Annotated in this window: 26 protein-coding genes and 1 other annotated feature; of the genes, 16 read left to right on the forward strand and 10 right to left on the reverse strand. The window is 51.6% G+C overall.

All coding sequences use genetic code 11. The features are described from left to right. Positions 1 to 16: 16 nt before the first annotated feature. Positions 17 to 994 carry a dihydroxyacetone kinase subunit DhaK gene (dhaK, locus tag M467_RS18180; protein WP_021065575.1) on the reverse strand — a complete coding sequence of 326 codons (978 nt, stop codon included), beginning with the start codon at positions 992 to 994 and terminating at the stop codon, positions 17 to 19. A 104-nt stretch (positions 995 to 1,098) separates the two neighbouring features. Continuing rightward, on the reverse strand, positions 1,099 to 1,401 hold the full coding sequence (locus M467_RS18185; RefSeq protein ID WP_021065576.1) for a PepSY domain-containing protein: 303 nt from the start codon (positions 1,399 to 1,401) through the stop codon (positions 1,099 to 1,101). A 136-nt stretch (positions 1,402 to 1,537) separates the two neighbouring features. Between M467_RS18185 and M467_RS18190 the strand changes: the two genes are divergently transcribed. Both M467_RS18190 and M467_RS18195 read left to right on the forward strand, forming a co-directional pair. Beyond that, positions 1,538 to 2,611: a M42 family metallopeptidase gene (locus M467_RS18190; RefSeq protein ID WP_031199836.1), complete on the forward strand. Its 1,074-nt coding sequence runs from the start codon at positions 1,538 to 1,540 to the stop codon at positions 2,609 to 2,611. Between the two features lie 127 nt (positions 2,612 to 2,738). Continuing rightward, complete coding sequence (locus M467_RS18195; RefSeq protein ID WP_021065578.1) at positions 2,739 to 3,755, forward strand: PTS sugar transporter subunit IIC; 1,017 nt, start codon at positions 2,739 to 2,741, stop codon at positions 3,753 to 3,755. A gap of 49 nt (positions 3,756 to 3,804) precedes the next feature. On the opposite strand, the gene M467_RS18200 is transcribed toward M467_RS18195, so the two are convergent. Continuing rightward, on the reverse strand, positions 3,805 to 4,137 hold the full coding sequence (locus M467_RS18200; protein ID WP_021065579.1) for a hypothetical protein: 333 nt from the start codon (positions 4,135 to 4,137) through the stop codon (positions 3,805 to 3,807). Positions 4,138 to 4,251: 114 nt separating this feature from the next. Between M467_RS18200 and M467_RS18205 the strand changes: the two genes are divergently transcribed. The 6 genes from M467_RS18205 to M467_RS18230 all read left to right on the forward strand — a co-directional run bounded on the left by M467_RS18205 (position 4,252) and on the right by M467_RS18230 (position 8,969). Beyond that, positions 4,252 to 4,563, forward strand: a complete 312-nt coding sequence (locus M467_RS18205; protein ID WP_021065580.1) for a thioredoxin family protein — start codon at positions 4,252 to 4,254, stop codon at positions 4,561 to 4,563. A 5-nt stretch (positions 4,564 to 4,568) separates the two neighbouring features. After that, positions 4,569 to 5,360, forward strand: coding sequence for a DUF1444 family protein (locus tag M467_RS18210; protein WP_021065581.1), 792 nt, complete (start codon positions 4,569 to 4,571; stop codon positions 5,358 to 5,360). A 48-nt stretch (positions 5,361 to 5,408) separates the two neighbouring features. Then, positions 5,409 to 6,029, forward strand: coding sequence for a YtpR family tRNA-binding protein (gene ytpR / locus M467_RS18215; protein WP_021065582.1), 621 nt, complete (start codon positions 5,409 to 5,411; stop codon positions 6,027 to 6,029). Positions 6,030 to 6,082: 53 nt separating this feature from the next. After that, entirely contained in the window at positions 6,083 to 7,018 is a 936-nt protein-coding gene (locus M467_RS18220; protein ID WP_021065583.1) for a hypothetical protein, read from the forward strand. 88 nt (positions 7,019 to 7,106) lie between these two features. Beyond that, positions 7,107 to 8,414, forward strand: coding sequence for a UDP-N-acetylmuramate--L-alanine ligase (murC, locus tag M467_RS18225; RefSeq protein WP_021065584.1), 1,308 nt, complete (start codon positions 7,107 to 7,109; stop codon positions 8,412 to 8,414). A gap of 102 nt (positions 8,415 to 8,516) precedes the next feature. Next, on the forward strand, positions 8,517 to 8,969 hold the full coding sequence (locus M467_RS18230) for a Dps family protein (RefSeq protein ID WP_021065585.1): 453 nt from the start codon (positions 8,517 to 8,519) through the stop codon (positions 8,967 to 8,969). A gap of 40 nt (positions 8,970 to 9,009) precedes the next feature. Here the strand turns inward: M467_RS18230 and M467_RS18235 are convergent, their stop codons facing one another. Further along, positions 9,010 to 10,122 (reverse strand): aminopeptidase, encoded by a 1,113-nt coding sequence (locus M467_RS18235; protein WP_021065586.1) that lies wholly within the window; start codon positions 10,120 to 10,122, stop codon positions 9,010 to 9,012. A 173-nt stretch (positions 10,123 to 10,295) separates the two neighbouring features. Between M467_RS18235 and M467_RS18240 the strand changes: the two genes are divergently transcribed. From M467_RS18240 to ccpA, 4 genes are all read left to right on the forward strand, one after another. Continuing rightward, positions 10,296 to 10,814 (forward strand): DUF948 domain-containing protein, encoded by a 519-nt coding sequence (locus tag M467_RS18240; RefSeq protein ID WP_021065587.1) that lies wholly within the window; start codon positions 10,296 to 10,298, stop codon positions 10,812 to 10,814. A 22-nt stretch (positions 10,815 to 10,836) separates the two neighbouring features. After that, positions 10,837 to 11,553: a YtxH domain-containing protein gene (locus M467_RS18245; RefSeq protein ID WP_021065588.1), complete on the forward strand. Its 717-nt coding sequence runs from the start codon at positions 10,837 to 10,839 to the stop codon at positions 11,551 to 11,553. Between the two features lie 138 nt (positions 11,554 to 11,691). Next, a complete protein-coding gene (locus M467_RS18250) occupies positions 11,692 to 12,783 on the forward strand; it encodes a bifunctional 3-deoxy-7-phosphoheptulonate synthase/chorismate mutase (protein WP_021065589.1) in 1,092 nt (363 codons plus the stop codon). Between the two features lie 126 nt (positions 12,784 to 12,909). Then, positions 12,910 to 13,923, forward strand: a complete 1,014-nt coding sequence (ccpA, locus tag M467_RS18255) for a catabolite control protein A (protein ID WP_021065590.1) — start codon at positions 12,910 to 12,912, stop codon at positions 13,921 to 13,923. Positions 13,924 to 13,972: 49 nt separating this feature from the next. On the opposite strand, the gene M467_RS18260 is transcribed toward ccpA, so the two are convergent. From M467_RS18260 to M467_RS18270, 3 genes are read right to left on the reverse strand one after another with little or no spacing between them, the layout of a single operon-like run. Then, on the reverse strand, positions 13,973 to 15,142 hold the full coding sequence (locus M467_RS18260; protein WP_021065591.1) for an acetoin utilization protein AcuC: 1,170 nt from the start codon (positions 15,140 to 15,142) through the stop codon (positions 13,973 to 13,975). Next, a complete protein-coding gene (locus M467_RS18265) occupies positions 15,139 to 15,771 on the reverse strand; it encodes an acetoin utilization AcuB family protein (RefSeq protein ID WP_021065592.1) in 633 nt (210 codons plus the stop codon). Before M467_RS18265 ends, M467_RS18260 begins: the two co-directional genes overlap by 4 nt. Positions 15,772 to 15,783: 12 nt before the next feature. Continuing rightward, on the reverse strand, positions 15,784 to 16,413 hold the full coding sequence (locus M467_RS18270) for a GNAT family N-acetyltransferase (RefSeq protein ID WP_021065593.1): 630 nt from the start codon (positions 16,411 to 16,413) through the stop codon (positions 15,784 to 15,786). A 155-nt stretch (positions 16,414 to 16,568) separates the two neighbouring features. Here M467_RS18270 and acsA point away from each other — a divergent pair, with 155 nt between their 5' ends. Further along, the gene (gene acsA / locus M467_RS18275) at positions 16,569 to 18,275 is read left to right on the forward strand and encodes an acetate--CoA ligase (RefSeq protein ID WP_021065594.1); all 1,707 of its coding nucleotides are present in this window, start codon (positions 16,569 to 16,571) and stop codon (positions 18,273 to 18,275) included. 44 nt (positions 18,276 to 18,319) lie between these two features. On the opposite strand, the gene M467_RS18280 is transcribed toward acsA, so the two are convergent. Beyond that, the gene (locus M467_RS18280; RefSeq protein WP_021065595.1) at positions 18,320 to 20,794 is read right to left on the reverse strand and encodes a transglycosylase domain-containing protein; all 2,475 of its coding nucleotides are present in this window, start codon (positions 20,792 to 20,794) and stop codon (positions 18,320 to 18,322) included. A gap of 167 nt (positions 20,795 to 20,961) precedes the next feature. After that, positions 20,962 to 21,159 (forward strand) — a binding site (T-box leader). Positions 21,160 to 21,206: 47 nt separating this feature from the next. On the opposite strand from M467_RS18280, the gene tyrS reads away from it, so the two are divergent. Continuing rightward, on the forward strand, positions 21,207 to 22,454 hold the full coding sequence (gene tyrS / locus M467_RS18285; RefSeq protein ID WP_021065596.1) for a tyrosine--tRNA ligase: 1,248 nt from the start codon (positions 21,207 to 21,209) through the stop codon (positions 22,452 to 22,454). Positions 22,455 to 22,561: 107 nt separating this feature from the next. Continuing rightward, a complete protein-coding gene (locus M467_RS18290) occupies positions 22,562 to 23,188 on the forward strand; it encodes a GTP pyrophosphokinase (RefSeq protein WP_021065597.1) in 627 nt (208 codons plus the stop codon). A 43-nt stretch (positions 23,189 to 23,231) separates the two neighbouring features. Here the strand turns inward: M467_RS18290 and rpsD are convergent, their stop codons facing one another. Next, positions 23,232 to 23,831 (reverse strand): 30S ribosomal protein S4, encoded by a 600-nt coding sequence (gene rpsD, locus M467_RS18295; RefSeq protein WP_021065598.1) that lies wholly within the window; start codon positions 23,829 to 23,831, stop codon positions 23,232 to 23,234. A gap of 222 nt (positions 23,832 to 24,053) precedes the next feature. Next, on the reverse strand, positions 24,054 to 24,536 hold the full coding sequence (locus tag M467_RS18300) for a GAF domain-containing protein (protein WP_021065599.1): 483 nt from the start codon (positions 24,534 to 24,536) through the stop codon (positions 24,054 to 24,056). Positions 24,537 to 24,772: 236 nt separating this feature from the next. Here M467_RS18300 and ezrA point away from each other — a divergent pair, with 236 nt between their 5' ends. Continuing rightward, the gene (gene ezrA, locus M467_RS18305; protein ID WP_021065600.1) at positions 24,773 to 26,503 is read left to right on the forward strand and encodes a septation ring formation regulator EzrA; all 1,731 of its coding nucleotides are present in this window, start codon (positions 24,773 to 24,775) and stop codon (positions 26,501 to 26,503) included. The last annotated feature ends 56 nt before the right edge of the window (positions 26,504 to 26,559 follow it).

The raw sequence follows: 26,559 nt of genomic DNA on the forward strand, positions 1-26,559 counted from the left end.
ACACCTCATTCGTAGATTAGAGTTTGAAACCGAGTGCCGCCGATGGTGCATCGAGATAGCTCGTCAACTCTTCATCGAGCGGCAAGAGTGTGATCGAGAAGCCGTGCATCTCGAGTGATGTCATATAGTTGCCGACGTATTTTCGTTTCAATGAATAGCCGGCATCTTCTAATTTTTTCGCGACGAAGTGATACGTCACGTACAGTTCAGATAGAGGCGTTCCGCCCATACCGTTGACCATGACGGCGACTTCGCCGGGGCTGACTTCTTTTTTCAAATGATCAAGCAAGTCATCGACAATCGCATCGACGTTCGTCGTCGGTTTCCGTTCGACGCCGCGTTCTCCGTGAATCCCGATTCCGATTTCCATTTCTTCTTCGTTCAAATCGAATCCAGGTTTACCGCTCACCGGCATATAGCAAGGTTCGACGGCCATCCCCATTGAGCGGACATTGGCCGCGACTTTCTCTGCAAGCGCTTTCACTTCATCGAGCGACTTCCCGCTCGCTGCGGCTGCACCGGCAATCTTGTGGACGAACACGGTACCGGCGACACCGCGACGGTCTTCTTTGTTCGTGATAGCGACATCATCGGCGACGACGACGTGGTCGACTTTAATGCCTTCGGCGTCCGCGAGCTCGGCGGCGAGTTCGAAGTTCATGACGTCACCTGCGTAATTTTTGACGACGAGCAATACGCCATTGCCGCCATCGGCCGCTTTGATGCCTTCGAGTACCATGTCCGGTGTCGGGGACGTGAACACTTCACCGCATACGGCGGCATCGAGCATCCCATCGCCTACATAACCGGCGTGCGCTGGTTCGTGACCGCTCCCTCCACCTGAGACGAGTCCGACTTTCCCGGACTTGGCCCCGTCGGCACGACAGATGACATTGAATCCTTCCACACGACCGTACAGTTCAGGGTGGGCGTGGACCATACCTTCGACCATTTGTGACACGAGCTCGTTTGCTTCACCGATCAGTTTCTTCACGTGGGATCACTCCTTTTTGAGTTTGAAAAGTACCATATTCAATTTTCCACTCTTTTGGGTGAATTAAACAAAAAAAGTCGGCGAAAATATTCGCCGACCTCATCTCATGCATATTCAAGTAGAGCGCCAGTCTCTGAATCGACTGTGAATTGGTACGTCTTCTCTTCGTCGTTCTCGAGAACCGAGATGCCGCCTTTGAAGACGTCGTACTCGCGTCCGTCATACGTATAAATCTCAGGTGATGCCGAGATCCATGCCCCTTGGACGTGACCTTTGGCTGAAAATGCACGCTTCGTGTACTCAAGCGCATCCTCGGCCGATAAGCTTCGTTCATCTAACACTTTTTTCGTCATAAGTGCGGCTGCGATGGCAACCCCGATTCCAACTAACCAATATCTTTTCTTCATATGACTACCTCCCCTTGAACTATGGCTATCATGTACATCGTACCAAAACCTGTACCCCATTGGAACGAAAACCATTCGCATCTGTCGAAAAGTTCTGTATATAATGAAAGAAGAACGGTTGAAGGGATGGATGGAAATGGAACAAAAAACGAGAGACTTATTCAAGACGTTGACAGAGCTTCCGGGCGCGCCCGGGTTTGAATCAGAGGTCCGCCGGTTTGTTCGTGACCGAATCACACCGCACGTCGATGAAGTCATGACGGATGGCATCGGCTCGATCTTTGGGAAACGAGTCGGCGATGAGGCGGGACCACGCATCATGGTTGCCGGTCATATGGACGAAGTCGCATTCATGGTCACCCGAATCACAGAAAACGGGATGCTGTACATACAACCGCTCGGCGGATGGTGGAGCCAAGTGCTCATGGCACAACGATTTGACATCGTGACGGCGGATGGATTGATTCCAGGGGTCGTCGCATCGACGCCGCCGCACTTGCTTGGACCGGAGGCGATGAACAAGCCGATGGACATGAAGCAAATGTTTATCGATATCGGGGCCGATACGAAAGAAGAGGCCGAATCGTGGGGCGTACGTCCGGGTCTACCGGCTGTGCCGACGAGCGAGTTCACGCCACTCAAACATCCGAAAAAAATTATGGCCAAGGCATGGGACAACCGCTACGGCGTCGGGCTCGCCGTCGAGTTGCTCGAAGAGACGACAAAAGCCGATCACCCGAACATCTTGTTCGCCGGGGCGACCGTACAAGAAGAAGTCGGTCTCCGTGGTGCCCAAACAGCAGCCGAAATGATTCGTCCGGATGTCGCGCTTGTCCTCGACGCATCACCAGCCAACGATGCATCAGGCAATAAGACAGAGTTCGGACAGCTCGGGGAAGGGGCACTCATTCGTATCCTCGATCGGGTCATGGTCATGTCTCCTGAGATGCGTGACTTCCTGCTCGATACGGCATCTGATGAAAACATTAAGACCCAGTATTTCGTCTCGCCAGGTGGCACGGATGCGGGTCGCATCCACATGAGCGGGGAAGGGGTGCCGACGGCCGTCATCGGTGTCGCGGCGCGTTATATCCACACGCATGCCTCGATTTTGCATACGGAAGACTACGACGCGGCGAAAGCGCTCCTGAAGGCACTCGTCAAACGACTCGATCGCTCGACGATGGAGACGCTCCGGGCTTCACGCTAATTGAACGAAGAACGTCACTCGTGGAGTGGCGTTTTTTTCATATTGAAATTTCCCGAGAAACGCTTATACTGATAAAAGTGTGAAGACAGAAACTTTACGACTGACAAGACAGAAAAGAGGAATTTCCATGCTTAAGAAAAAAGGGATTACGCTCAGTCCGTCGCTCTATTTCGTGACGGCTCTCAGTTATATGGCACTCGGATTATTCAGTACGCTCATTATCGGCTTGATTATGAAGACGGCCGGAGGACAGTTGCTCGAGACGAGCCTGTCCGGATTTGGTTCGACACTCATCGAGATTGGTGACGTGGCCATCGGCTTGACCGGGCCTGCCATCGGGATCGCCATCGCCTATGCACTCCAGGCACCACCGCTCATCTTGTTCTCGGCACTCGTCGTCGGGGCGTTCGGCTATGAGTTCGGACCGGCCGGCAGTTATGTGGCGACGTTGCTCGCCGTCGAAGTCGCCAAGCTCGTCTCGAAGTCGACGAAACTCGATATTTTGGTCACGCCGTTCACGACGATCGGCATCGGTTATTTAAGTGCGACCTATATCGGTAAATACGTCGGGTTGTTCATGACACAGCTCGGCACATGGATCGAATGGGGAACGGAACAGCAGCCACTGTTCATGGGCGTCGTCGTCGCGACGTTGATGGGGCTCGCGCTCACGGCTCCGATCTCGAGCGCGGCCATCGCCCTCATGCTCGGTTTGAGCGGGATTGCCGCCGGCGCGGCGACGGTCGGGTGTGCTGCCCAAATGGTCGGGTTTGCCATCACGAGCTATCGGGACAATGGCATCGGAGGCGCCATCGCCCAAGGCATCGGTACATCTATGCTCCAAGTCGGCAATATTGTCAAAAACCCATGGATTTTGTTGCCGCCGACCGTGGCCGGCGCCGTGCTCGCGCCGATTGCGATTCTGTTGTTTGAACTCGAGAGCGTCGCGGCAGGCGCTGGCATGGGAACAAGTGGACTCGTCGGACCGATCGTCATGCTCGAAACGATGGGCTTCAGTTGGTATACGTTCATCGTCGTCTTCGGCTTTTTAATCGTCGGGCCAGCGGTGCTCAGCTACGCCGTCTATCAAGTGTTGGTCCGGATGAACCGGATTCGACCGAACGACATGAAAATCGAATATTGAACATACGAAAGAGAGCGTCCCGGCAAATAAGCGGGACGCTCTCTTTCGTTCACCACCCGAAAAAATTCCGGACGATTTCGACCGTTTCCCGCGGGACGCGGAAGCTCGCGAGGAATAGTACGAGCAGGACGGCATAAACGGGGAGTAAAAAACGTTTTCGAATGATGGGCAGCCTGCGCACAAGACGCTTGCCGACGCGTTCAAGTATGTAAATCACGGCGAATCCGACGACGAGCCAAATGAAAATCTCGCCTCGTGATTTGTCCGTATCGATGAACAAATAACCGTAGCGCAGAATCGCCAACATGCCGATGACGCCGACGAGTTGTTCAAGTGGATGCTTCATTTCTGGATTCAACTGTTCGCGTGTCCATTTTGTCATGACTTCACCTTTTTCACGTAGTCTTCACTCCCGACTATCATAAAACACGAGAGCGGAATGTGACAACGGACTTATGCTATCATGAATGAGGAAAAAAGAACAGGAGTGGTGAAGATGAAACAACTGACAACGATGAACGAATATACAGCAGCGAAACAAGGGAAGAGCGTCCTCATGTTTTCAGCAACATGGTGCGGCGATTGCCGTTTCCTCGACCCATTCATGCCGGACATTGAAGCGAAGTTCTCAGACTGGTCATTTTATTACGTCGATCGTGATGAATGGATGGAGCTTGCGCAAGAACTCGACATTTTCGGAATTCCAAGCTTCGTCGCTTTCAACGGCGGACAAGAAGTCGACCGCTATGTCGGACGCGAACGGAAGACGCCGGAGCAAGTCGAAGCCTTCCTTCATGGGTTAGGGTGATTTAAATGGAGCGGAATGAATTACGTCGTCATCTCGAAAGTAAGTTCACGGACGGATACCGGACCTCGTACGACCGCGAGAATGAGGTGTTGCGCATCGAACGGGCGACCGATCGTTTCGGCGTCAACATCCGTCTCGCCCCGCTCGTAGCGAAAACAAAAGTTCGAGGGGAAATCGCTGTCGATGAGGTCGTAGAATACATCAAGACAGCGCTCACCGCGGATGATGACATCACATTAGCGGGTAATGAGGCCAATCTTTATCCTGTCATCCGTTCTGCTTCGTTCTCGACCGAGACGAAACGGGGCGAGACGTTGGCGATGACGCCGCATACAGCTGAGACTGCCGTCTTTTACGCCCTAGATTTGGGTAACGGCTATCGATTGATTGAAGAGCGACATTTGGGCGGGATGACGCTCGAACGCCTTGATGAGTTGGCGCGGGATAACGTCAAAAAATTACCGACCGATTTAAAAGAAGATACCGTTGCCGGCAACACGTTCTATTTCCTGGCGGCACGGGACGGCTACGAGGCGTCGCGTATCTTGAACGATGACTTTTTACGAGTTATGGAACGCCGCATCGAAGGCGATATGCTCGTCGGAGTGCCGCATCAAGACGTCATGATTATCGCGGACATCCGCAACGATCAGGGTTATGATGCGATGCAACAGCTCATGTTCGACTTTTTCACGAACGGTCGGATTCCGGTGACGGCTCTTTCTTTCCATTATGAGGCTGGCGTACTCGAGCCAATTTTCATTGTCGGAAAAAAGAACCCACCAACCGACGCATAATCTGCTAAACTATTTGTGTCTAGTTTGAAAGAAGGGGCGTTTTTACGTATGCAAATCAATGCTTTTTATAACCGTGAAGGAATCGGCGATGTCCTCATGGTCCTGTTAAGAGAAGGCGATCGCCATCATCAAGTTGTTGAACGGAAAGACGATGTCGCCATCGTTAAGTCGACGACAGGGAAAGTCAATGGCTACAACGTGTTCAACGCGAGCAACTATTTTGATGTCAGCGATTGGCATGGACCGGTCGAATTGACGGCCGAATTGATTGAGACGCTCGGTGTCATCTTGCGCAAACAAAATATCGAAGCCGAGTTGTCGGGCGTGGACTTTACCCCGAAATTCGTCGTCGGCTATGTCAAAGAAGCTGAGAAACACCCGGATGCCGATAAATTGTCGATTTGTCAGGTCGAGACTGACCAAGGTATGGTCCAAATCGTCTGTGGCGCACCGAACGTCGCGGCCTGCCAAAAAGTCGTCGTCGCGAAACCGGGTGCAGTCATGCCATCAGGTTTGATCATTCGCCCGTCTAAATTACGTGGTGAGAGCTCACACGGGATGATTTGTTCGGCGCGTGAATTGAACTTGCCTGATGCACCGCAAGAAAAAGGAATTCTCGTATTAGATGACGAATATGAAGTAGGTAAAGCATTTGAAATCGGTCGCTAAACTCGACCGATTTTTTGCTAAATAGGATTGAGTGAAAAAGCGAGGAATCAAGTATGGATGCATATGAACGTTCATTAAAACAGCAAGCAGACCGAATTCGACGCGAACTATCCCAAGAAGGGAAGAAAGGTGCGCCTGCACCGAAGCCCGAGCCGAAGGATGAATTTGTGCCGTCGGATGTACCGTCTCCGATTTATGGATACGCCCGACCGAAACCGAAAATCATCCTGCCGACTGAACATTCTCCGGAGACGCGAGACGATTCAGCGATGCGTCAAGCGAAGCGAGTGGCCGTCCCAGTCGAGGAAATGTCAGAGGCGGTGCCACCAAGCGTAACGCCTGAGCCTGAGAACGAACCGGTAATTGATTCTGTAGATGAATCGGTGATGGAGTCAGTAGACGAATCCGTTGTTGAATCAGTAGATGAATCGGCGCCGGACACGGACGAAGCGATGACACCACAGTCTGACTTTGATGTCATAGCGGACGAAGCGCCAGTAGTGGAGACGCTTGAGGAAATGGTGGCCGAGCAAACAGATTCACCAATCGAAGCGTCAATTATTTCCGCGGAAACATCGCAACCGATTGACGAGAGTCCGACCGTCTTGGAAGATGAGCCGGATGAATCAGATACAAAACCGCTTCTCGGGGAAGTCTCGATTGTAGAGAGCGGATTTGCCTCGGTCTTCATGGGGTCGACCGATTTGAAATCGTCAAAGATTGCCGTTCGTGAAGAAAAACAAGATGTGACCGAACCATCGTTGCCGACCGAGGCATCGGTCGAGACGGTGGCACCGATTGTTGAGGATGTTGCGAAAACATTACAGTCGGACGAACCGGTCGATGTGCCTGATGAAGAAACATTGACGCCCGCCATGGGCGTGTCATACAAAGCGGAAGGCCCTCCGCTCAACGTCATGATGACGCCGCAAGACCGGATGGCGATGTACAAGAGTCGCCGATTGGCTAAAAAAAACAATAATCTGTAATAGCATGACTCCGGTAGTTTTGCTATAATGACAAAGGTTTGTCGCATTTTTGAAACAGACCGCAATGAATTAGGGGGGCTATTTACAGATGAACCGTTATCACTTCGTCGGAATTAAAGGAACGGGCATGAGTCCTTTAGCTCAAATTTTAAATGACATGAATAATGAGGTCCGAGGTTCGGACGTTGACAAAGCATTTTTTACTGAAGAAGCATTGAACCGTAAAGGAATTGAAATCCTTCCGTTTGACCCTGAAAACATTACTGAAGGGCAAATCGTCGTCCAAGGTAACGCCTTCACAGACGATCACCCTGAAGTTGTTCGGGCACGCGAACTCGGATTGACGATATACAAGTACTATGAGTTTCTAGGCGAGTTGGCTGACCACTACACTAGTGTCGCCATCACTGGATCTCACGGGAAAACATCGACGACAGGTCTGTTGGCCCACGTCATGCGTGGCATCGAGCCGACATCATTCTTGATTGGCGATGGTACGGGTGAAGGTGTCGAAGACTCGAAAAACTTCGTTTTCGAGGCTTGTGAGTATAAGCGTCACTTCTTATACTATCGTCCGGACTATGCCATCATGACGAACATCGACTTTGATCATTCTGATTACTTCTCAGGACTCGATGACGTCATCGACGCATTCCAAGAGATGGCCAAGCAAGTGAAGAAAGGCATCATCGCTTGCGGGGATGATGAAAATCTTCAACACATTCAAGCGAACGTGCCAATCGTCTATTACGGTTTTGGCGCTCATAACGACTTCCGCGCCGAGAACGTGAACTCGACGGATAACGGGACGACGTTTGACGTGTATTTGCGTGACGACTTCTATGGGACGTTCCGGATTCCAGGATACGGGAACCATAGCGTCTTGAACGCACTTGCCGTCATCGCGACATGTGACTACGAGAACTTACCGAAAGAGTTGGTCAAAGACCGCCTCGAGACGTTCAACGGCGTGAAACGTCGTTTCAGCGAATCGACGCTCGGAAGCCAAGTGTTAGTGGATGATTATGCCCACCATCCACGGGAAATCAGTGCGACAGTGGAAGCGGCGCGTAAAAAATACGTCGGCCGTGAAGTTGTAGCTATCTTCCAACCGCACACGTACACGCGTCTTAAATCATTCATGGATGATTTCGCTGCGGCATTAGCCGAAGCGGATGCCGTTTACTTGTGTGACATCTTCGGTTCGGCTCGCGAACAAGAAGGTACAGTTACGATTGAAGACCTGCAATCGCGCATCGAAGGCGCGAACGTGTTGAAGCGCGGCGGAACGCAAGTGCTCCAGGCACATGACAATGCCGTCCTCCTGTTCATGGGGGCTGGGGACATCCAGACTTATCAACGCGAATATGAGAAACACGTCCAACTTGAAGCGTGAATCGAGAGCGAACGGCTGATGCCGTTCGTTTTTTTTGTGTTTAACATCGAGCTAAGACGGTAATAATACTAGCGACTGAATTTGGAAAAGGAGATGTTAAGGATGGCAAGCCAAGGCGCATTAAACACATTGAACAAAGAGGTAGCCAACTATGGCCTCTTATTCGTCAAACTGCACAACTACCATTGGTACATTAGCGGCCCTCACTTCTTCACGTATCATGAAAAATTAGAGGAACTGTATAATCTCGTCGCCGAACTGTACGATGACGTGGCGGAACGTCTATTGATGAACGATGGCGAACCGTATGCGACGATGAAGGAGTATCTCGAACATTCGACGTTGCAAGAAGGGGACCGCCACGCGGATACCGAGCAGATGATTAAAGATGTCATCAGTGACTTCAAACAGATTCGCCAAGAGATGCAAGACGCGATGGAGAACTTCGAAGACGGGGACGAAGCCATCGAGGACACATTCGTGTCTCATATCGAACGACTCGAAAAAGAGATTTGGATGATGTCGGCTGCGCTCGGTAAAAAGACGAAGCTGTAACGAAAAAACAAGCGTGCCGTCATCGGCACGCTTGTTTTTGTTATTTCAAGTTCTCTGGGTTGAGTGGCAAGAGCGAGTCGACGACGAAACGCCCGTCCTTACGAATCAAGACATCATCGAACCAAATCTCGCCGCCGCCGTAATCAGGGCGTTGGATATTGACGAGGTCCCAATGGATTGACGAGTTGTTGCCGTTATAAGCGTCATCATACGCCTGACCCGGTGTAAAGTGGAAACTGCCGTCGATTTTCTCATCGAACAAGATATCCTTCATCGGATGTTGGATGTACGGGTTGACGCCGATGGCGAACTCGCCGACGAAACGTGCCCCTTCGTCCGTATTGAACACTTCATTGATTCGGTCTGTGTCGTTCGCTGTCGCATCGACAATCTTTCCATCTTTGAACGTCAACGACACGTTCTCGAACGTGAAGCCGTGATACGGTGACGGCGTGTTGTACGTGATGACACCGTTGATCGAATCTTTGACCGGAGCTGTGAACACTTCACCGTCCGGAATGTTCATTTGGCCAGAACACTTGATGGCCGGAATGTCTTTAATTGAGAACGTGAGGTCCGTCCCTGGTCCTTTGATTGTGACACGGTCGGTCTCATTCATGAGGCTGACGAGCGCGTCCATGGCCCGGTCCATCTTACCGTAGTCGAGTGTGCAGACGTTGAAGTAGAAGTCTTCGAACGCCTCAGTCGATTTACCAGCGAGTTGTGCCATCGACGGCGATGGATAACGGAGCACGACCCATCTCGTTCCTTTGACGCGGTCCTCGGTATGCATTTTACCGATAGTGGCCCCGACGAGTTTTTGTTGCTCGGCCGGCACGTCTGACAGTTCGTTGATGTTGTCACCGGCACGAAGGCCGATGTAAGCGTCCATCGCTTGCATCTGTTTGCGTTCGATGTCGGCCATGAGTTCGAGCTGTTCCCGGCTCGCTCCCGTATAAAGTTTGCGCAAGATGCGGCTCTCTTTCAATAAGACGAACGGATGCCCCCCAGCCTCATACGCCTTTTCGACGAGCGCTTCGACAAGCGATTCCTCGACGCCGAAATTTTCAATGAGAACGCGTTCCCCCGGTTTCAATTCGACTGAATAATTGATTAATCCATCAGCGAGTTGCGTGATTCTTGGATCTCTCATACGAACACCCCTTTTAACTTTTTTAAATTTATTTCTATTTTAGTGTAATCGAAAACATAAAAACGGGTAAAGGAATAATCAGACCGGATGGCGAAAACGGTTGTGACAAATCTTTTGAGTCATAATGGTGCTATAATGAAACCACCACATTATCGAATAGGAGGAATGGATGCATGGAAATCACATTAGGAGGCATTGCAGGGCTCGTCGCAGCACTCGCATTTGTCGTACTCGTATTTTTCTTGGCACGTGTTTTGTCGAACGTCAATCGGACACTCGGTAGCGTCGCCAACACAACTGAAAACTTAGAACGTCAATTAGACGGAATTACAATGGAAGTGACGGCGCTCTTACATAAGACGAACCGTCTCGTGGATAACGTCGAAGAGAAAACAGAATTGCTCGCACCGGTGGCACACGCCCTTGATGAGCTCGGCACGTCACTCAACGAAGTGACAGAGTCGGTACGGACGGTTTCTTCTTCTGTTCACGTAGCAGCAGACGAGAATAAAGAGCAGATTGCCCAAGCGGTACGTTGGGGATCGGTCGCTGTAGAATTATTTAAGAAAAACAAAACAGAAACGTCTTCAGACGAACGACCATCACGTCGTCGCGGCCGTCGGGACCGTAAACAAGAACCGACTACGGTTTCACCAGGGTTGATTGCGACAGACGATACAATCAAATCATAACTATCACAAGGAGGAAGTAACGATGACATACGACAAGAACAAGACATATACGAATGAACAGCAATCAAGCGGTGGGTTTTTAGCTGGTGTCGTCCTCGGCGGCGTGATTGGTGCAGCAGTAGCACTCCTCACATCACCGAAGAGCGGACGTGAAGTACGGACATACCTCGACGAGAAAACGGCGACGTCGCGTGAGCGATTGACCGTCAAGTCGAAAGAAGTTCGTGAAAAAGCAGAACCGGTCGTCGGCGAATGGATTAAAGTAGCGAGCGATAAAGCGGCTCCGGTCTTAAACCTCGTCAAAGACAAGGCCCGTGAAGCGGCTGAATTGAAACAACAAGTCGATGAAGACGAATTGTCAATCGAAGAAGCGATGGAGAAAGCTGATCAACTCGTAGCGGAGGCGGAAGCCGAAGTGAAAGAGCAACTCGATAAGGCTTCAGAAGAGCAGTCGAACGAAGCAAAAGATTCGAACGAAGCGAAAGCTTCAAATGAGTCAAACGAGTCGTCGAAGTCAGAAGCGTCGACAGACAAACCGAAACAATCAGACAGTAAGCCGAACGCGAACAAATCGAACGCGACGAAATCGGCTGCAAACAAACAAAACACAACGAGCAGCCGTGACCAGTCGGAAGACTATGAGTCAGACTTCGAGGCACCTGTGAAAGACTTGCTCGACGATGAGTCGAAACAAGAATTGAACAACTTGAAGCAAGACCTTAAAAACGGCAACAAATAAGTGATGACGCGTCCGGGACTAGCCGGGCGCTTTTTTTTGTTGATTTTGTGTCGTCAGCCCATTTCCCTATGACAAAGCGATTAAAGTTCGTTATAATTAGGAATCTGGAAAGAACGGCTTAGAAATGAGAGGGTAATTATGAGTCCACAAGATCAGTTGAATCGATTACGTCGCGAGATGGATGAGTTGAATCGTGAGATGCTCGACTTGCTCAGCCGCCGTGGCACACTCGCTGTTGAGATTGGAAAAGTAAAACGTCTGCAAGGTGTGGAGCGATACGATCCGGTACGTGAACGTGAGATGCTCGACTTCATCGCGGCAGAGAATCCGGGTCCGTTCGAGACGGCTCGCTTGCAACATCTGTTCAAAGAGATGTTTAAAGCTTCGGCCGAACTGCAAGGCGAAGACCGTGACAAGACGCTACTCGTTTCACGGAAACGCCAAGCCGAAGACACGATCGTCACGCTCGATGATGTCAAAATCGGCAATGGACGTCCGCAACTGATTGCGGGACCATGTGCGGTCGAATCGTTTGAGCAAGTGAACGCCGTCGCTGAGAAATTGGCGCTGTCCGGAGTGAAAATCTTGCGGGGCGGGGCGTACAAGCCACGTACTTCACCATACGACTTCCAAGGTCTCGGCTTCGAGGGATTGAAACTGCTGAAGCAAGCGGCAGATCGTCATGACTTACGGGTCATCTCTGAAATCATGACGCCTGGTGCGGTCGAATCGGCACTTCCATACGTGGACATCATCCAAGTCGGTGCGCGCAATATGCAAAACTTCGACTTGCTGAAAGAAGTCGGGAAGACGGATAAACCGGTGCTCTTGAAGCGTGGCTTATCGGCTACGATTGAAGAGTTCATCTATGCGGCCGAGTACATCATGGCGAGCGGCAACAGCCAAGTCATCTTGTGCGAACGCGGCATCCGGACATATGAACGGGCGACACGCAACACGCTCGACATCACCGCGGTCCCGATTTTGAAACAAGAGACGCATTTGCCGGTCATGGTCGACGTGACGCACTCGACAGGACGACGCGACTTGTTACTGCCAGCGGCCAAAGCGGCGCTTGCAGTCGGGGCGGACGGGGTCATGGTGGAAGTACACCCGAACCCGGCCATCGCCTTATCGGATGCCCAGCAACAACTCGATTTCGATCAGTTCGATCAATTCGTGGACGGGCTAACGGCCCAGTTCCCTCAACTTGATTTGGTGAAAAAGTAAGCTTTCCAATTGGAAACGTTTTATATAGCGTGAAGACAGGGTAAAATGATGACAGATACCTGTCTTCCTTTTTTGACACGTTTTTTGAAAATCGTTTGAAAATCATTGCTTGTAGGAGGAGTTTTAATGAATAGTAACAATGTAACCATCTATGATGTCGCACGAGAAGCCGGGGTGTCGATGGCAACCGTCTCACGCGTCGTCAACGGAAACCCGAACGTCAAACCGACGACCCGCAAGAAAGTCCAGGATGCGATTGACCGTCTCGGCTATCGTCCGAACGCTGTTGCACGTGGACTGGCCAGTAAGAAGACGACGACGGTCGGCGTCATCGTCCCAGATATCTCGAACATCTTCTTCGCAGACCTTGCCCGCGGAATCGAGGACGTCGCGACGATGTACAAGTACAACATCATCCTCGGGAACTCGGACTCGAACCGTGACAAAGAGATCCATTTGTTGAACACATTGCTCGGGAAACAAGTCGACGGCATCATTTTCATGGGCGGTCGTCTGCATGAAGACCTCGTCAACGAGTTTAAGAAGTCACCGGTCCCAATCGTCCTCGCGGCGACACTCAACCAAGGGTATGACCTCCCTGCGGTCAACATCGATTATGAGCAAGCGGCATACGACGCGACCGAAATGTTGATTGGCCACGGTCATAAACAAGTCGGCTTCATCACAGGTCCACTCGAGCAACAAATCAATGGCGAGAAGAAATTCTCTGGCTACCGCCGTGCCCTTGACGACGCCGGACTCCCGTTCCGTGAGAGTGACGTCGTCCTTGGGAATTACACGTACGCATCAGGCCTTGAGGCGATGCAGAAGATGCTCGAACGTGACGATTGCCCGAAAGCGATTTTCGCCGGTACGGATGAGATGGCACTCGGTGTCATTCACGCGATTCAAGACGCCGGTTTCTCGGTCCCGAACGATTTTGAAGTCGTCGGCCATGATAACACGCGTCTCGCTACGATGATTCGTCCGAAATTGACGACGGTCGTCCAACCGATGTATGACATCGGTGCCGTTGCCATGCGTCTCTTGACGAAAATCTTGAATGCGGAAGAAGTCGAAGAGAAGAACGTTGTCTTGCCGCACCGCATCGAACGTCGCGATTCGGTACGTCAAGACTGAATAAAAATCCCCTCGCCTGTCGGAGTCACTCCGCGGACGAGGGGATTTTTTAGACATATAGTGATTTGCGATCGTGCGAAATGAACGGCCAGAACGCCCGTTTCGTCACTTCCCAATTTTTCTCCTCAATTTGTTGGCGTCGGGGAATATGTTGGAACGTGTACGGATGGTCATCCCAGCGTGTCGGCAAGGCTAAATCCGCTTTGTCCTGCCACTGCTCGATCCATTCGGGCGGAATGTCGCCGCTGTACGGCGCCTCGCGCGTCAGTCCGGCCCACACTTGCGCCCAAGCCCGGGGTACGGTCCGATACCAATCATAGCCGCCGCCGCCGAGGGCGACGAGTCTTCCTTCCGTATACTCGTCGGCAAGTCGAGAGGCGATTTGAGGAATCTGTTCGAACGTCCGAATCGTCGAGGCAAGGTGCGTCAACGGATCAAAGGCATGGGCGTCGGCCCCGTTCTGCGTCACGATGATATCCGGCTTGAACCATTCGCACGCTTCCCGGAACACTGTCTCGTAACAGCGCAAGAACGACTCGTCTTGGGTGAACGCATCGACCGGGACGTTCCAGCTATAGCCGTACCCATTCCCGTTGCCGCGCTCTGTGACGGCTCCTGTCCCCGGGAACAGGTAGCGGCCGGTCTCGTGGATGGATAACGTCATCACATCGTCATCGTCATAAAACAGCCATTGTACGCCGTCTCCGTGGTGGGCGTCAGTATCGACATAGAGGACCCGGCTGCCGTACGCTTTACGGACGTGGGCGATGGCAACCGCTGCGTCGTTATACACGCAAAATCCGGACGCTTTCCGCCTCATCCCGTGATGGAGGCCGCCCCCGACGTGAAAGGCGCGCTCCAGTTTACCGCTCGCGACCAAATCGAGTGCGTGAACGGTGCCCCCGACGAGCCGGGCCGCCCCTTCATGGATGGTTGGGAAAATCGGCGTGTCTTCAGTGCCGAGGCCGAACTTGTTCGCTTTCAATGTCGACAGCTCACCGGCCGCCGCCGCTTGAACCGCTTCGATATAATCAAGGTCATGGACGAGCGCGAGCGACTCGACCGAGGCGAGGGGCGGGGCGATGCACTCGGAGGCCTGAAGTTTACCTGAGGCGATGAGCAGGGACGTCGTCAGCTCCAGGCGGACCGGATTGAACGGATGATCCGCATGGAAGCGGTACGAGTTCTCGTTCTCCCCGAATATGTAGGCCGGTCTCATTGGGACATCTCCGGACCGAGCACGTCATAACCTTCGCGTTTCAACCGTTCGATGATGCGGAGCGGATTCATCGTCTGGACGCGGAACGAGATGATGCGTTTATACGGGTCGGGCGTCGGGTGAACGAACACGTTGATGATGTTGACGTTCGTCTTGGCGAGGAGCCGGGTCACTTTCTCGAGCGTCCCCGTCGTGTTCTCGACCAAGAGCTCAATCTGAGAGCTCGGCTCGAGCGCGCCCGTCAATTGGACGAAGTAACGCAATAAGTCTGTCTCGGTCAAGACGCCGACGAGTTTGCCTTGTTCGACAATCGGCAGGCAGGTCAGGCGATACTCATAAAACAGAGCGGCCGCATCTTCGAAGAAGTCGTACGGATGTGCCGTCGTCACATCTTGACGCATGATGCTCGAAACGGGGTTTTTGAAGTCGGCGCTCTCGCTCTCCGGATGGAACACGCTCGTCGCTCCGCTCATCTCGAACTGGCCGACGATTCCGACGACTTGTCGGGCCGGGTTGGTGACGATGAGATGGCGCACTTTATGATCACGCATGAGCTTGGCCGCATGGGCGATCGTGTTGGTCGGTTGAATCGTCACGACATGACGGTTCATCATTTGTTCAATCAACATCCAGGTCCCTCCTTAGTCATACATGAACCGGCGCCGCAGCCGGAGCGAATCGAAATGGTCGATCGTTTCTTGCCGGACGTTCTTGCCAATCCGTGCCATGAGACAGTTGGCCGGATGCGAGGCAATCTCCGGGTCATCGGTCGGGAAGAAGACGAGTCCGCCGTGGTTCATCATCTTTTCCATCACTTTCCGATAGTCCCAGATAGAGAGCCCGCTCCCTTTCAAGTCCCAGTGCCAATAATATTCGGTCGTCAAAATCAAGAAGTCATCCATATGCGAGTCCATCATTGACACTTCAAGCAGTTGCTTGCCGATCCGTTGGCCACGGAAGCGCGGGCTCACTTCGATCGCGCCGAGCTCGAGGATATAGGGGTCGTTCCCTTCACTCCAACGTTCATATGGGTCCGGATATAAATACGTGACATAACCGATGACGAGGTCATCGACGCGGGCCACGATGATGCGGCCTTCTTTCAAGTGAGCGATTTCGACGAGCGCCTTGTGTTGGTCCTCAGGTTCACGAAATGCGGTCAATCCCTCATCGAGCCGATACGTGGCCAACACGTCGCTCTCGATCGGTCCATCGATGATTACGGCTCCGAGTGAGGTTTCCCACACCTTTGAATGATATTGTTTTTCCATGGAGTCACCACCTTTTCCACCTTCTATTATAGCGCTTTCATTTAGCTTGTTTCACACTCTTTTGGAGATTTTGGAAATTCATTGATTTGTCATAATATTAACACTATACTGAAAGTGGTTATACCATTCATTACAGGGGAGGCGAATCTTTAGCGATGGAAAAATTGAAAGCGTTATCAGGGGAACATCAATTGGCGTCGTATGAAGATGCTTGTCAGTCGTTCGAGTGGACACAAGCAGAAGCATTATTTTCTTGGAATTTGACGGGGAACGTCAACATGGCGTACGAAGCAATCGACCGTCACGCAGAAGGTGAACTCGCCACGAAGCTGGCGTTGCTCTATTTCGATGGGGAACGAGAAGAGCGCTACACGTATGAGGACATGAAACGAGAAAGCAATCGGGCCGGAAACGTTCTGAAATCGGTTGGAGTGGAGAAAGGCGACCGCGTCTTCATCTTCATGCCACGGAGTCCAGAACTTTATTTTATTTTGCTCGGTACACTCAAGCTCGGGGCGATTGTCGGTCCGTTGTTTGAGGCGTTCATGGAGCAAGCCGTCCACGACCGTCTGCTCGACTCGGAAGCGAAAGTCATCGTCACGACCGAGGCGCTCCTACCGCGTATCCCGGTCGATCAACTCCCGCACTTGGAGACGATTTTAATCGTCGGTGACGAGGTAAAAGAGGCAGGGAAAATCATCGACTACCGCAAATTGGCGGGTGATGCCTCGACCGATCTCGACATCACGTGGGTCGACCGCGAAGACGGCATGATTTTGCATTATACGTCAGGGTCGACCGGGAAACCGAAAGGTGTCTTGCATGTCCATAACGCCATGGTGCAGCATTTGATGACCGGCAAATGGGTGCTTGACTTGCAACCGGACGACATTTACTGGTGCACAGCCGATCCAGGTTGGGTGACGGGTACGAGCTACGGGATTTTCGCACCGTTCTTGAACGGGGCGACGAACGTAATCGTCGGGGGACGATTCAATCCTGAGTTCTGGTATTCGGTCATCGAACGGTTCGGTGTCACGGTCTGGTACAGCGCGCCGACAGCGTTTCGGATGCTCATGGGTGCCGGAGAAGAGGCGTTTGAAAAATATGATTTGTCGTCACTCCGCCATATCCTGTCGGTCGGAGAACCGCTCAATCCGGAAGTCATTCGTTGGGGGAACGAATCGTTCGGATTACGGATTCATGACACGTGGTGGATGACAGAGACCGGCGCGATGATGATTTGTAACTATCCGACGATGGATATCAAACCGGGGTCGATGGGCAAAGCTATCCCGGGTTGTGAAGCGGCCATCTTAGACGACCGCGGTCAACCACTCCCGCCTCACCGGATGGGCAACTTGGCACTCAAGACGCCATGGCCGTCGATGATGCGGAAAATTTGGAAGAATGACGCCAAGTATGAGAGCTACTTCTGGGGTGACTGGTACGTCTCGGGTGACTCGGCGTATATGGACGAGGACGGTTACTTCTGGTTCCAAGGCCGCGTCGATGACGTCATCATGACGGCAGGGGAACGGGTCGGTCCGTTCGAAGTCGAGAGCCGTCTCGTCGAGCATCCAGCTGTCGCCGAGGCCGGGGTTATCGGGAAACCAGATCCGGTCCGCGGCGAGATCATCAAGGCGTTCATCGCGCTCCGTAAAGGCTATGAGCCGTCGGACGAGTTGAAGGCGGAGATTCAAAAGTTCGTCAAAGAAGGTCTCGCGGCTCACGCGGCTCCGCGTGAGATCGAGTTCAAAGACAAATTGCCGAAAACGCGAAGCGGGAAAATCATGCGTCGCGTCTTGAAAGCATGGGAGTTGAACCTCGAGACGGGTGACTTATCGACAATGGAAGATTGAACGACAAAAGGTCGACACGCGATGTGTCGACCTTTCTTGTCGGATTAGGCGCCGTCTGCAGCTTCGGCGTCTTCTTTCTTCTTGTCTTCCTCAGCCTTTTTCTCAGCTTCGGCTTTCTTCTTTGCTTCTTCTTCAGCTTTCTTCTTATCAGCTTCCGCTTTTTTCTTTGCGTCGGCTTCTGCTTTCGCTTTTGCGTCAGCCGCTGCCTTTTCCTTCGCAGCAGCGTCAGCTTCTTGTTTCTCTTCTTCAGCCTCTTGTTTCTTCTCTTCGGCTTCTTCTTTCTTCTTCGCCTCTTCTTCGGCTTTCTTCTTCGCTTCCTCTTCCTTCTTCTTCTCTTCGACTTTTTTTTTCTCAGAGAATGAACCAGAGTCACCGAAGTCGCCAGCTCTTACGCTAGCCGGTTGTACGAAGCGAGCGTTCGAGTTGAACACTTCTGGACGATCGAGATAGACGTTGTTGGCAATCTTAGACCACATACCTTGTGTCCGTTGGTAGTAGCGGCCATAAGCGCCTCCGTCAGTCAAACCATTTTCTTTATCATATCCTGTCCAGACAGCAAGCGTGACACCCGGTGTCGAACCGACCAAGTAGGAGTCGCGAATATCTTGGGTCGTACCCGTTTTACCCATCCAGTCGCCGGGGACGTTCAAGAGCGAGTTGGCATACGTCGCTGTTCCTGACGTATAGACGTCACGGAGCATATCGACAATCAAGTAGGCCGTACGATCTGAGTAGATACGTGTCTTCTTCGGATTTTTCTCGTAAATGACTTCACCTTGATACTCGACGCGGTCGATGATATACGGTTCGACATGTTCACCACCGTTGGCAAGCATCGCATAACCTGAGGCAAGTGATGCGAGTGAGACCGAGCTGACACCGAGTGCCATTGATGGCGCGTCGCGTGTATCGTCAGGGACGTTCATGCCCATCTGAATCAATTTCTCCGTATCACTTCTAAAGTCGCCTTGCTCTTCGTAAATTTTCACGGCCGGGACGTTTCGCGATAGCTTCAACGCGTCACGAGCCGTCATCGGTCCACGGTAGCCGCGGTCTTCGTTTCGAACCGAAATCGTATTCGGGTTTGTACCGTTTTGGTATTTATACTCCTCATCGATGATGACCGTATCCGTCGTGATGAGACCTTTTTCAATCGCGTTCGCATAAACGAGTAACGGCTTCGCTGTCGACCCGATTTGGCGTTCCATTAAACGGGCGCGGTTGAAGTCATCGGCCTTACCGTTCACATAACGACCACCGACGAATCCGAGGATGCGACCGGTCTTGTTGTCGAGCATGATGGCTGCCGTTTGCTCCGGACCTTGGTCAGGATCGACATTTGGTGAATTGTTTGGTCCAAAGTTATTGACGTTCCGGGCCGGTTGTTGCATCGATTCGTGAACTTGTTTATCGAGTGACAAATGAATCTTGTATCCACCTTGACGGAGCGCGTTGTGAGCGCGACGTCCGTACGTGTTCGTAATTTCTTTGCGCTCTTCTGCACTTAATTCGTTCACGTTCACGCCATCTTGTTTAAGCATGTGGTCCCGAACGATAATGAGAGCATCTTCTTCAGCCCATTGCACGACATACGGATAGCGGTCACGCGGCTTCGATTGCGTCTTCATGAAGTCGTTTGTGATGTCGTAGTTGTATGCAGCGTCGTAGTCTTTTTTCGTGATTTTCCCGGCTACGTACATCCGGTTGAGTACCGTTTTCATCCGGTTGATGGCCGGTGCCACGTCCTCTTTAATGACACCGCCTTGGTAATACGGTGTGTACAAGAACGGGTTTTTCGGAATCCCGGCGAGGAAAGCAGCTTGTGGCAACGTCAATTTCTCAGCCGATGTGTTGAAGACACCGCGAGCGGCTGCTTCAATCCCTGAGATGTTGCGTCCCATCGAGTTTCGTCCGAATGAGACGACGTTCAAGTACGCGTTCAAGATCTCATCTTTGTTCATTGCTTTCTCGAGGCGAAGGGCGAGTAAAATCTCTTTCGCTTTTCGTTCGAACGACACTTCGTTCGTCAGCATTTGGTTCTTGATGAGCTGTTGTGTGAGCGTAGAGCCACCGGTCCGATCTTCCGATCCGGTCGCTTCTTGTAAGATGGCACGGAGCGTCGCTTTCGGGACGACACCATCGTGTTCGTAAAACTCGACGTCCTCTGTGGCGAGTAATGCGTCGACGACGAACGGAGAAACTTTATCGACGGCGACGGGAATCCGTACTTCATCCGTCGTGTAGTTTCCGATTCGTTCACCGCTTCCAAAATAAATGTCAGAAGTCGATGAGTACGTGTTGATTTGTGACGTCATCGTCTTATATGCAGGTGCCGGCATATCCTTGACGAGGGAAGCGAAATAACCCGCTCCGATTCCTGCGCCTAAAAATCCAATGAGAACGACCGATATAATCGTTAGGAGCAGGACGTTCCACGATACATCGTAAAATACATTGGCATAACGGCGGGCTTTCAAGGACTTTGGTTGGTTCCATGTGTCTCGAATCTTTTGCAGCATGACAGCCTCCTTAATATGGTGTAAAACTATTTTGGACAGTAATATATACGATTATAGCACAAGTCATTGCCGACCTTCCTCCCAATCAACTGTCGGCTGCAAGTTTCCATCTTCCAGTTGACAATTTGGAAATAGAACTTATAAAATGTAAAGCATAGTCCATAAACAAAGATGCTATGAAGAAAGCGAAGTAGTCGACTGACCGCTTGTCCAGAAAGCTAGTGGGTGCTGTGAACTAGCCAATGTCAATCGATGAATTACACTTTTGGAGCGTGCCGTTCGGCCGGGTCGAGACCGTTATCTCTCGCTACAAGTGGCCACAGCTGTGGCAATTAGGGTGGTACCGCGGAATCTCCGTCCCTTCTCATATGAGAAGGGACGTTTTTTTATGTCAATCGAAGGAGTGGAACAGATGGAATTATTGAAGGATTTAGAATTTCGAGGTCTCGTCAACCAAATGACGGACGAAGATGGATTGAAAGAACAGTTGAACAAACCGACGACGCTTTACACCGGGTTCGACCCGACGGCAGACTCGCTTCATATCGGGCACTTGCTCCCGATTTTAACACTCAAACGTTTCCAAGAGGCGGGACACCACGTCATCGCCCTCGTCGGTGGCGCGACCGGGATGATCGGTGACCCGTCAGGTCGTTCGGACGAGCGTTCGCTCAACACGCTCGACACGGTCAAACAGTTCTCGGATCGGATCAAAGACCAATTGAGCCGTTTCCTCCCGCTCGAAGGTGAGAATCCAATCTCTATCCGCAACAACTACGAGTGGACGGAAGAGTTATCGATTATCGATTTCTTACGTGATATCGGGAAACACTTCCCGATCAGCTACATGCTCGCCAAAGACTCGGTCGACTCACGTTTGGAGAACGGAATCTCGTACACGGAATTCTCATACATGTTGTTGCAATCGTTCGACTTCTTGAAGTTGTACGAAAACGAGAACTGCCGCCTTCAAGTCGGGGGCAGCGACCAGTGGGGCAACATCACGGCTGGACTCGAACTCATCCGCCGCTTCGGTCACTCGGAGAAGGCGTTCGGGTTGACGGTGCCGCTCGTGACGAAGTCGGACGGTCAAAAATTCGGGAAGACGGCCGGTGGTGCAGTCTGGCTCGACGCCGATAAGACGACGCCGTACGAGTTTTACCAGTTCTGGATTAACGTCGACGACGCTGACGTCATCAAGTTCATCAAATACTTCACGTTCATGTCGCACGAAGACATCTTGGCGCTCGAAGCAGAAGTGGTCGCTGCACCGGAGAAGCGTGTCGCCCAACGTCGTCTCGCTGAAGAGATGACAAAACTCGTCCACGGAGAAGCGGGTCTTGATCAAGCGCAACGCATCACGACTGCCTTCTTTAGTGGCGACTTAAAAACGCTCAAACCAGAAGACATGGATGCCGCATTCAAGGGCATGCCACAGTTCGAGCTCGAAGGCGAGCGCAACCTTGTCGACCTTCTCGTCGAAGCGAAGATTGCACCATCGAAACGTCAAGCCCGTGAAGACGTTCAAAACGGGGCGATTTACTTGAACGGGGAGCGGGAGCAGTCGCTCGATAAGACGGTGACACGCGCCGATACGCTCGGTGAGTTCACCATCATCCGTCGCGGTAAGAAAAAATACTTCGTGATCCGTCACGTCTGATGCATGCGTCCATGTCCGCCAATGTTGCGAACATGGACGTTTTTTTCTGACTCAACATCGATTCGGTCTGCTACGATAGCAAGTATAGACGACAAGGAGGCTTTGTTATGGACATTGAAGAATTTTTTGGCGAGCAGTTCCATCAATGGCGGGAGCGGTTCCGGTACTACGAGATGGCGATCACTGAACTCGAGAGCGATCTCGGCATCATCGACCTCGATTGGCAGACGCGGCTCGGCTATTCGCCGATTGAACACGTGAAGACGAGGATGAAGACGTTGCCGTCCATCATTCGGAAGATGAATCAAAAAGGGCTTCCCCTCGAAGTGGAAGCGCTGTGGGACAATATATCTGACGTCGCCGGAGTGCGAATCGTCACGAGTTTTCGTGATGACATCTACGCCATCCTCGATCATTTGAAAAAACGGGACGATTTAGAAATTGATGAGATTAAGGATTACATCCAACATCCGAAACCGAGCGGCTATCGGAGCCTGCACCTCATCGTCCGAACGAAAGTATATTTGGCGGAACGCGTCATCTGGGTGCCAGCCGAGATTCAAATTCGTACGCTCGCTATGGACTTTTGGGCGGCGACGGAGCATAAGCTTCATTATAAATACCAGCACGTCGTCCCGGAGGCGTCGAAACTCGAATTGATTGAAGCGGCGAAGATGGCGGATGCGCTCGATACCCAGATGGGCCGGATTCGTGAACAGATTTTAAAGAAATAAAAAAATCCCCTTTCCTGCCGAGGCAGGGAAGGGGATAAAAGCATTAACGTGAGTAGTACTCAACGATAAGTTGCTCTTTGATTTGGTCGTTCAATTCAGCGCGCTCAGGAAGACGTACGAATGAACCTTCGAGCTTCTCAGCATCGAATGTGACGTAGTCTTTTGTAGCTGGTGCTACTTCGAGAGCTTCAGCGATCGCTTTGAAGTTTTTAGACTTCTCGCGAACTGAGATGACTTGACCTGGTTTTACACGGTAAGACGCGATGTCTACACGTGAACCGTCAACTTGGATGTGACCGTGGTTGACGAGTTGGCGCGCTCCGCGACGTGTGCGAGCGAGACCCATACGGTAAACGAGGTTGTCAAGGCGTGACTCGAGCAAGAACATGAAGTTCTCACCGTGGATACCTTGCATTTTCCCAGCATCGTTGAAGATGCGACGGAATTGCTTCTCGTTGATTCCGTACATGTGACGGAGTGCTTGCTTCGCTTGAAGCTGAAGACCGTATTCAGAGATTTTACGACGACCATTTCCGTGTTGACCTGGTGCGTAAGGACGTTTTGCTAATTCTTTACCCGTTTCGCTAAGCGAGATGCCTAAGCGACGCGAGAGTTTCCAAGCTGGACCTGTGTAACGAGCCATGTTTGGACTCCTCCTTGTTGTTCATGTATTTTGCACAAAAGAACAACGGTGTCAAAGACGGGTGACGCCCCTTTCTAGGTTCAAGCACCTTCACTTGATAGCGAAGCTACGAGATGCTCCTCCGACTCAGTCGAGGCCCGAAAGGTGGATACGTCTGTCAATGACTGCTATCGTCATTTCATGCACAAAAATCAGTATACGACGAAACGATTCGCTTGTCAATCAGATGAAGCGAAGTAATGTCTGGCAAAATTGCTCGAGCCCTTGGCGGTCGACATCTGAGAAGCGGTCGAACTCGGGGCTGTCGATATCGAGGACACCGATCGTCTTGCCGTCGCGAACGAGCGGGACGACGATTTCTGAGTTAGAAGCCGCATCACAAGCGATATGGCCTGGGAATTGATGAACGTCTGCAATGAGTTGCGTCTCTTGCGTTGAGGCCGCCGTGCCGCAAACTCCTTTACCGAACGCGATATGGACACAAGCCGGAAGGCCTTGGAACGGTCCGAGGATGAGGGCATCTTCTCCCTCTGTTAAATAGAAGCCGACCCAGTTGATGCGGTCGAGGAACTGGTTAAGCAATGCGCTCGCGTTCGATAGGTTGGCGACACGGTTCGTCTCGCCTTCTAGAAGTGCTGCCAACTGTTTATTGAGCATGTCGTACCCGGCGGCCAAGTCGCCAGTGTAAGTCGTTGTTTGAAACATTTGATTCCCTCCTATGAATGAATGCATGATGAATTAGCATTATGGTACACGCATTTTTTCGGTTTGTCTTCTTAAAAGATTCGCGTGAAAAATAACATTCTCTCCCTAAACCGTTGGAAAACCTATGCAAATCATTGGTTCTATAATATGATTAGTATTATCTATACTCATAAAATACTTCATTTATTCATTTAGATACATAAGTCCATGAAAGCGGCTTGGAGGTTGTGACAGAGATGGATTACGGAATCTACGGAATTTTAATTGGAATCATTGTCATCGCATTAGGGGCCATGCTGGGAAGCATGCTCGTGCGAAGGAATTTTTACCAGAAAATTGATGATTTAGACATGCGCAAACAAAGTGTGCTCAGCGCCAGCGTGCCGGCTGAACTGCAAAAGTTCAAACAATGGCCGATGGAAGGCGAGACGAAAGAGAAGTTCGAACGATGGCACCAGTCGTGGGACGAACTCGTAAGTGTACATACGGGGCAAATCGATGAGGCGCTCTATCATGCCGAAGAAGATTTGGACAAATATCGCTTCCTTAAAGTGAAATCCGATTTGAACGCGACGGAACAGTTGATTGAAGAGCTCGAGTCGATGGTACACGCCATGCTCGATGAGATGGATGAGTTCAATCAACACCATTCGTCGCTTCTCGATATCGTCAAAAAAGACGAGAAAGAGTTGTATCAATTCCGGAAGACGCTCGTCGCCCAAAACAGTGCGTTTGGCCCGACATACGAGCTCGTCGAGTCTGAAATCGCGGCAGCGGAAGCGAAGCGGACCGAGATGATCACGTTGAAGCAGGAAGGACAAGTGTCGGAGGCGTATATCGCCGGCCAAGTCTTGTCTGAGAAAGTGACGAAGATTCGTGAACTCGTCGGCGTCATCCCGCAGTTCGTGCGCACGGTGCAAATCGATTTGAAACAACAGCTCAACCAGTTGCGCTCGGGTCATAAAGAGATGCAAATGGACGGCTACGCGCTTGAGCCGCTCGGTTTAATGGAAGAGATCGAGCAAGCGGAAGATCGCCGGGCCGCGCTCATGGACCGGATTGAACAACTCGACTTCGATCATTTCGAGATGGACATGCAACAGCTCAGCTCGGACATCGATCAGCTGTTCGAAGCGTTCCGGACCGAAGTCGATGCACGCCAATACGTGAAAAAAGAATTCGCGACCGTGAAAGAACGTGACCGCCAGACGAGTGAAGTCATGGCTCGTCTCCATCAAGAGATGACCCGCCTCGTCAGCAATTACGAGATTAATGCCCGTGTCGGCGAAGAGTTTGAACAGCTCGAAAGGGAGCGTGCGACGCTCACAGCGAACGTACTCGACATCGAACAGGCGCTCGTCGCCCAGATGATTCCGTTCAGCATGATTAAATCAAAAGTACAAGAAGCGAAACGTTCGCTCGATCAGTTCAGTGCGATGCATGAACGGTTCATCGAGAACACGAACTCCCTTCGCAAAGAAGAACTCGAAGTCCGCAACAAACTCGAGTCATGGAAGCGCGAACTGTCTGCCCATCGCCGTTTGCTCGCGAAGAGCGCCATGCCGGTCGTTCCGACTGATTTGACGAGCGATATGCGCCAGTTGCAAAAAGGCGTGCAATCGTTGGATGAACAGTTCGAGAAAGCACCGTTTAATATGACGTATATCGTCGGCCTCAGCCACGACGTCGAAGAGACGATGGACAACTTCCGGGACCGGGTCAAAGCGCTCTTGCGCCAAGTCACGTACGCCGAACAGCTTCTGCAGTATGCGAACCGCTATCGCCGTCGCGACAACGAGGTGCATATCGCCTTGACGCTCGCCGAGAACAAGTTTTTACATGGTGAGTATGGGACGGCCGTCGAAATTGGCGAGCGTGTCCTCGGACGTTTCGATGAAGGAGCGGCCCGTGAGATTCGCCAACGTGTCGAAAAAGGATTGGAACAGCAAGAGCTATTACGAAAATAATGATGCATGAAGATTGACGTAAACGGGAATTAACGTGTACGTCAATCTTTTTTGAA

Source organism: Exiguobacterium chiriqhucha RW-2 (assembly GCF_000416965.1).
Taxonomy (GTDB): Bacteria; Bacillota; Bacilli; order Exiguobacteriales; family Exiguobacteriaceae; genus Exiguobacterium; species Exiguobacterium chiriqhucha.